The sequence below is a fragment of the Wolbachia endosymbiont of Tuta absoluta genome (assembly GCF_059414725.1).
Genome location: NZ_JBNRJY010000432.1, coordinates 1 through 449 on the forward strand (window position 1 = coordinate 1; position 449 = coordinate 449).

Annotated in this window: 1 protein-coding gene; it reads left to right on the plus strand. The window is 31.6% G+C overall.

Going from position 1 to position 449, the window contains the following annotated elements; genetic code table 11:
- The first annotated feature begins 104 nt into the window (after positions 1–104).
- The gene (locus ACJ5GX_RS04580; protein ID WP_230609024.1) at positions 105–395 is read left to right on the plus strand and encodes a GIY-YIG nuclease family protein; all 291 of its coding nucleotides are present in this window, start codon (positions 105–107) and stop codon (positions 393–395) included.
- Positions 396–449: the final 54 nt, after the last annotated feature.

Genomic DNA, 449 nt, shown 5'->3' on the forward strand with positions numbered 1-449 from the left:
AAATTTGCGCTGGTGGTGTGTTAACTGGATTATACAAATTGACCAAAAAGGTGGATAAAATTTCATCATTTGAATGATCGATCTAGTAAATTTATTTACTAGATATGAAAAGTTATTATGTTTATATACTTACAAGCAAGCACAATAAGGCTCTGTATATAGGTATAACGTCAAATCTAACTAAACGAATTTGGGAACATAAAAATAAAGTTATTTCTGGCTTCACATCAAAGTACAATGTGCAGAAATTAGTTTATTTTGAGGTATTTCAAGATGTAGGTTCAGCTCTGAACAGAGAAAAACTTTTGAAAAGCTGGAAAAGAGAATGGAAAATTGATTTAGTTGAAAGGGAAAATCCAAATTGGGCTGATTTATATGATGAAATTATAAAATAAAATGAGATCCCAGTGTCAAGCACTGGGATGACAGAAGAGAGGACTGGGATGACA

Excerpts from the sequence above, each read along its gene's own strand:
- ACJ5GX_RS04580 (WP_230609024.1), top strand. The coding sequence starts at position 105 with ATGAAAAGTTATTATGTTTATATACTTACAAGCAAGCACAATAAGGCT.